This window comes from Stenotrophomonas sp. STEN018 (genome assembly GCF_056760235.1).
The window spans coordinates 1-5,361 of the sequence record NZ_JBRREK010000106.1; the positions used below are offsets into that span (position 1 = coordinate 1).

General features: G+C 63.4%; 5 protein-coding genes. All 5 read left to right on the top strand.

Translation table 11 applies throughout. The features are described from left to right. Positions 1–395: 395 nt before the first annotated feature. The 5 genes from pstS to phoU all read left to right on the top strand — a co-directional run bounded on the left by pstS (position 396) and on the right by phoU (position 5,222). Positions 396–1,484 (top strand): phosphate ABC transporter substrate-binding protein PstS, encoded by a 1,089-nt coding sequence (gene pstS, locus ACVOMB_RS20590; RefSeq protein ID WP_481532876.1) that lies wholly within the window; start codon positions 396–398, stop codon positions 1,482–1,484. 171 nt (positions 1,485–1,655) lie between these two features. After that, positions 1,656–2,627 carry a phosphate ABC transporter permease subunit PstC gene (gene pstC, locus ACVOMB_RS20595; protein WP_481532877.1) on the top strand — a complete coding sequence of 324 codons (972 nt, stop codon included), beginning with the start codon at positions 1,656–1,658 and terminating at the stop codon, positions 2,625–2,627. Continuing rightward, positions 2,627–3,496 carry a phosphate ABC transporter permease PstA gene (pstA, locus tag ACVOMB_RS20600; RefSeq protein ID WP_481532878.1) on the top strand — a complete coding sequence of 290 codons (870 nt, stop codon included), beginning with the start codon at positions 2,627–2,629 and terminating at the stop codon, positions 3,494–3,496. The genes pstC and pstA overlap by 1 nt, the downstream gene beginning before the upstream one ends. A 31-nt stretch (positions 3,497–3,527) precedes the next feature. Beyond that, on the top strand, positions 3,528–4,358 hold the full coding sequence (gene pstB, locus ACVOMB_RS20605; RefSeq protein ID WP_481532879.1) for a phosphate ABC transporter ATP-binding protein PstB: 831 nt from the start codon (positions 3,528–3,530) through the stop codon (positions 4,356–4,358). Positions 4,359–4,514: 156 nt separating this feature from the next. Next, positions 4,515–5,222: a phosphate signaling complex protein PhoU gene (phoU, locus tag ACVOMB_RS20610; protein WP_481532880.1), complete on the top strand. Its 708-nt coding sequence runs from the start codon at positions 4,515–4,517 to the stop codon at positions 5,220–5,222. Positions 5,223–5,361 lie beyond the last annotated feature (139 nt).

A 5,361-nucleotide genomic window follows, 5' to 3' on the forward strand; every position in this document is an offset into this window, starting at 1 on the left:
CTCGGCTCGTCTGTCGGCTGGTATCCGCAGATATCATGTTGACGGTCCCTCCACCCTGGCTCCTACATACCTCGTAGGAGCCGGGAGGAACATACAAGCCATGCTCGGCTGAGGCTCTACCGGTAAAGCTCCTGCCGAGCATGGCTCGGCACTATGCTGGGGCTCTACCGGTGAAGCCCCTGCCGAGCATGGCTCGGCACTACCCGGCATTGCCGGGGAAGCCCACCTCCGAGCGACATCCCTGCCTTGCAGGGTGGCATTTGCCCACCTGATAGCCATTGATTCTGTGAGCTTTTTCAGATTTTTTTCACGATGTAATCAGGCTGTAACAAAAACATCATTTCATAGCCGCATCCGCCGGCGCTGCCGGCATTTCTCCCGCTATGGAGTGACGCATGAAGCTGCACACGACCGGTCTTGCCGCCCTTTCGCTGGCCATCGCCCTGGGCCTGTCGGCCTGTGGTGACAAGGGTAACCAGGCCGCTTCCGGCCCAGACGCCGCGGGTGCTTCCGCACCGGCCGCTGGTGACAAGGTTGCCGTCGAGATCTCCGGCGCCGGCGCATCGTTCATCTTCCCGCTGGTGTCCAAGTGGTCGGCCGACTACAACGCCGCTACCGGCGCCAAGATCAACTACCAGTCGATTGGTTCGGGCGGCGGTATCGCCCAGATCAAGGCCGGTACGGTCGACTTCGGCTCCTCCGACAAGCCGCTTTCCACTGAAGAACTGGCACAGGCTGGCCTGGGTCAGTTCCCGTCGGCGATCGGTGGCGTGGTGCCGGTGGTCAACCTGGAAGGCCTGCAGCCGGGCCAGCTGCGCCTGAGCGGCGCCCTGCTTGCTGACATCTTCCTGGGCAAGATCAAGACCTGGAACGACAAGGCGATTGCCGATGCCAACCCTGGCGTGACCCTGCCGGACACCAAGATCACCCTGGTGCACCGCTCCGATGGTTCGGGCACCACCTTCAACTTCTCCAACTACCTGTCCAAGGTCAGCGGCGAGTGGAAGGACAAAGTCGGCGAAGGCACCTCGGTGCAGTGGCCGGACGGCGTCGGTGGCAAGGGCAATGAAGGCGTTGCCTCCTACGTGCAGCAGATCAAGGGTTCGGTCGGTTACGTCGAGCTGGCTTACGCGCTGCAGAACAACATGCCCTACGCCTCGATGCAGAACGCTGCGGGCACGTGGGTACAGCCGACCGCCGAAACCTTTGCCGCCGCTGCTGCCAGCGCCGACTGGGCCAACGCCAAGGACTTCAACCTGGTGATCACCAACGCACCGGGCGCCAATGCCTGGCCGATCACCGCCACCAACTTCATGCTGATGCACAAGCAGCCGAAGGATGCCAAGCGCAGCGCCGACACCCGCGCGTTCTTCAAGTGGGCCTTCGAAAACGGCAGGACCCAGGCCAACGAGCTGCACTACGTGCCGCTGCCGGCCGAGTTGGTCACCCAGATCGAGGCTTACTGGGCTGCTGAGTTCAAGTGACGCAAGGAGGCGGGCGCACCACCGGCGCGCCCGCCTTTGTCATCGCGTCATCCCCGCGCAGGCGGGGATGACGGAAAAAAGCAAACTTCCCGCCTCGGCGGGAATGACAGTTTCCCCCCTCCATCGAGGGATTGATATTTCACTGCATCCACCCGGGCCCCTGCCGCTGCCATGAATGCCATTGCACCGTCCTTAGCTTCTTCGCCCAGTTCGCGCGACCTGCGCGATGCCCGCAACGACCGACTGTTCCGCTGGTTCCTGATCGCCACGGTGATCTTTGTGCTGGTCGCCCTGGCCAGCGCTGCGCTGTCCATGCTCTGGGGCGGTCGTCATGCACTGCAGGAACAGGGCCTGAGCTTCTTCTATTCCTCCGACTGGAATCCGGTCGAGAACAAGTTCGGTGCATTGGCACCGATCTACGGCACCATCGTCACCGCCTTGATCGCGATGTTGATCGCGGTGCCGGTGAGCTTCGGTATCGCCTTCTTCCTGACCGAAGTGGCACCGCGCTGGTTGCGTGGACCGGTCGGCACCGCCATCGAACTGCTGGCCGGCATCCCGTCGATCATCTACGGCATGTGGGGCCTGTTCGTGCTGGTGCCGGTGATGACCGAATACGTCACGCCGTTCCTCAACGACCACCTTGGCCCGCTGCCGGTGATCGGCGCGCTGTTCCGCGGCCCGCCGCTGGGCATAGGCATGCTTACCGCAGGCTTCGTGCTGGCGATCATGGTCATCCCCTTCATCTCCTCGGTGATGCGTGAAGTCTTCCTCACCGTCCCCACCCGCTTGAAGGAATCGGCCTACGCGCTGGGTTCGACCAAATGGGAAGTGAGCTGGGACATCGTGCTGCCTTACACCCGCTCTGCCGTCATCGGCGGCGTGTTCCTCGGTCTGGGCCGTGCGCTTGGCGAAACCATGGCCGTGGCCTTCGTTATCGGCAACAGCGTGCGCCTGACCCCCTCGCTGCTGGAGCCGGGCACCACCATCGCCGCACTGATCGCCAACGACTTCGGCGAAGCCACTGAAACCTATCGTTCGGCACTGCTGCTGCTCGGCTTCGTACTGTTCATCGTCACCTTCGTGGTGCTGGCACTGGCCCGCCTGATGCTGATGCGCCTGTCCCGCAAGGAGGGCAACTGATGTCCGCTTCCAGTTCCGCTGATTCGCTGTACCTGCGCCGCCGCGTCGTCAACGTGCTTGCCCTGCTGATGGGCTGCGCCACTGCCTTGTTCGGCCTATTCTTCCTCGGTTGGATCCTGTGGACGCTGCTGTCCAAGGGCCTGCCCGGCATCAACATCAACCTCTTCACCAAGATGACACCGCCGCCAATGCAGGAAGGCGGCCTGCTCAACGCCTTCTTCGGCAGCGCGGTGATGTGTGCGCTGGCAATCGGCATCGGCACGCCGCTGGGCGTGGCCGCCGGCACCTGGCTGGCCGAGTACGGCAACGCCCGCAAGGCCGGCACCGTGGTCCGCTTCGTCAATGACATCCTGCTGTCGGCACCGTCCATCGTGCTGGGCCTGTTCGTCTACACCCTGTATGTGATGCAGACAGGCGGCCAGTTCTCGGCTTTCGCAGGTGCCTTGTCGCTGGCCTTCATCGTGCTGCCGGTAGTCATTCGCACCACCGATGAAATGCTGCGGCTGGTACCGGTGCAGATGCGCGAAGCCGCCTTGGCACTGGGCGTACCGCAGTGGAAAGTCATCATGCAGGTGCTGTACCGCAGCGCCATGGCTGGCATCGTCACCGGCATCCTGCTGGCCTTGGCTCGCATCTCTGGCGAAACCGCACCGCTGCTGTTCACCGCCTTCGGCAACCAGTACTGGAACAGCAATGTGATGCAGCCGATGGCCTCGGTACCGGTGGTGATGAACCAGTTTGCCGGCAGCCCATACGAATCCTGGCAGGTCTTGGCTTGGGCTGGTGCCCTGGTGCTGACCGTGTTCGTCCTGCTGGTCAGCCTCTCCGCGCGCGGCCTGCTGCTGCGCAACCGCATCTCGAACGACTGAACTTAAACGATTGATTGCCATGGACCTTCCCATGAACGACCTCAGCAACGCCGTACCGATGCAGCGCATCTCCGTGCCCGCCGCCAACCAGTCGCTGCATACGCCGGCGCCGGTCAAGCTGGCAGCACGCGGCCTGGACTTCTACTACGACAAGTTCCACGCGCTGAAGAGCATCAACCTGGAGATCCCGGAAAAGCGCGTCACCGCGCTGATCGGCCCTTCCGGTTGCGGCAAGTCCACCTTGCTGCGCATCTTCAACCGCATCTACGCGCTGTATCCCAAGCTGGAAGCGCGCGGTGAAGTGCTGCTGGACGGTGAGAACATCCTCTCGCCCAAGTACCCGATGAACCGCCTGCGCTCCAAGGTGGGCATGGTGTTTCAGAAGCCGGTGCCGTTCCCGATGACCATCTTCGAGAACGTCGCCTACGGCATCCGCCACCACGAGAAGCTGTCCAAGGCCGACATGACCGTGCGCGTCGAAGAGGCACTGCGTCAGGGCGCGCTGTGGGACGAAGTGAAGGACAAGCTCAACCAGAGCGCGCTGGGCCTGTCCGGTGGTCAGCAGCAACGTCTGTGTATCGCCCGTGCCGTGGCGCTGCGCCCGGACGTGCTGCTACTGGATGAGCCGACCTCGGCACTGGACCCGATCTCCACCAGCCGTATCGAGCAGCTGGTCGAAGAGCTGAAGAACGACTACACCATCGCCATCGTCACCCACAACATGCAGCAGGCCGCGCGCGTCTCTGACTACACCGCCTTCATGTACCTGGGCGACCTGATCGAGCACGACCGCACCGAAACCATCTTCTCCAACCCCTCCAAGCAGCAGACCGAGGATTACATCACCGGTCGCTTTGGCTGAGGCTGGCGCGCGCGGACCGTGCATCGGTTCGCCGCCCGCTGGACGCTTGGCCAAGGACGGCCGGGCCGCACTTCCGAAGCCAGATGTACGCCATGGATGGCAACGCAGCTCCCGAATGAATGCAGTCCCTTCCGAACAGTCTCCAGCGAGCATTCCATGAATCTTCCCAACGACCACATCGTCAAGAGCTATGACGAAGAACAGCAGCGACTGGTAGCCGAGATCGTGCGCATGGGCGAAATGTCCGTTGCCCAGCTCGAAGCCGCGCTGGACGTGATCGAACGCCGCGACGAAAAAGCCGCGCAGCGCATCGTCGCCAATGACGAGGCCATCGACCAGCTTGAGCAGCAGATCAGCCACGACGTGATGCGCTTGGCCTTGCGTGGACCGATGGCCCGCGACCTGCGCGAGATCCTCGCCGGCCTGCGCATCCCCGCCGACATCGAGCGCATCGGCGACTACGCCGCCAACGTTGCCAAGCGTTCCATCGCCTTGGCCGCGGTACCGCCGCTGCCGCAGATACAGGGCGTACGCGCATTGGGCCGACTGGCCGCACAGCAGGTGCGCCGCGCGATGGAAGCCTACCGCGACAACGATGCCGATGCCGCGCTCAAGCTGCGCGCCGACGATGCACGTCTGGACGCCCAGTACACCGCGCTGTTCCGCGAGCTGCTGACTTACATGATGGAAGACCCGCGCAACATCACCCCGTGCACGCACCTGCTGTTCATGGCCAAGAACCTGGAACGCATCGGCGACCACGCCACCAACATCGCCGAGAACGTCTGGTTCCTGGTGCACGGTGATGCGCCGCTGCCGCCGCGCGAGAAGCGCGACGAAACCAGTACCGTCGACCACGCCTGATCCAATGCTGTCCGGGCCCCGCGCCCCAAAACCCCCGCCCCCCCCCCAAAAAAACCCCCAACACCCGCCGCCCCCCCGACCCGGGGGCCCCGACAAAACCCGGAAAAAAGCAAAACCCCCCCCCCCCAAATTAAAAAAA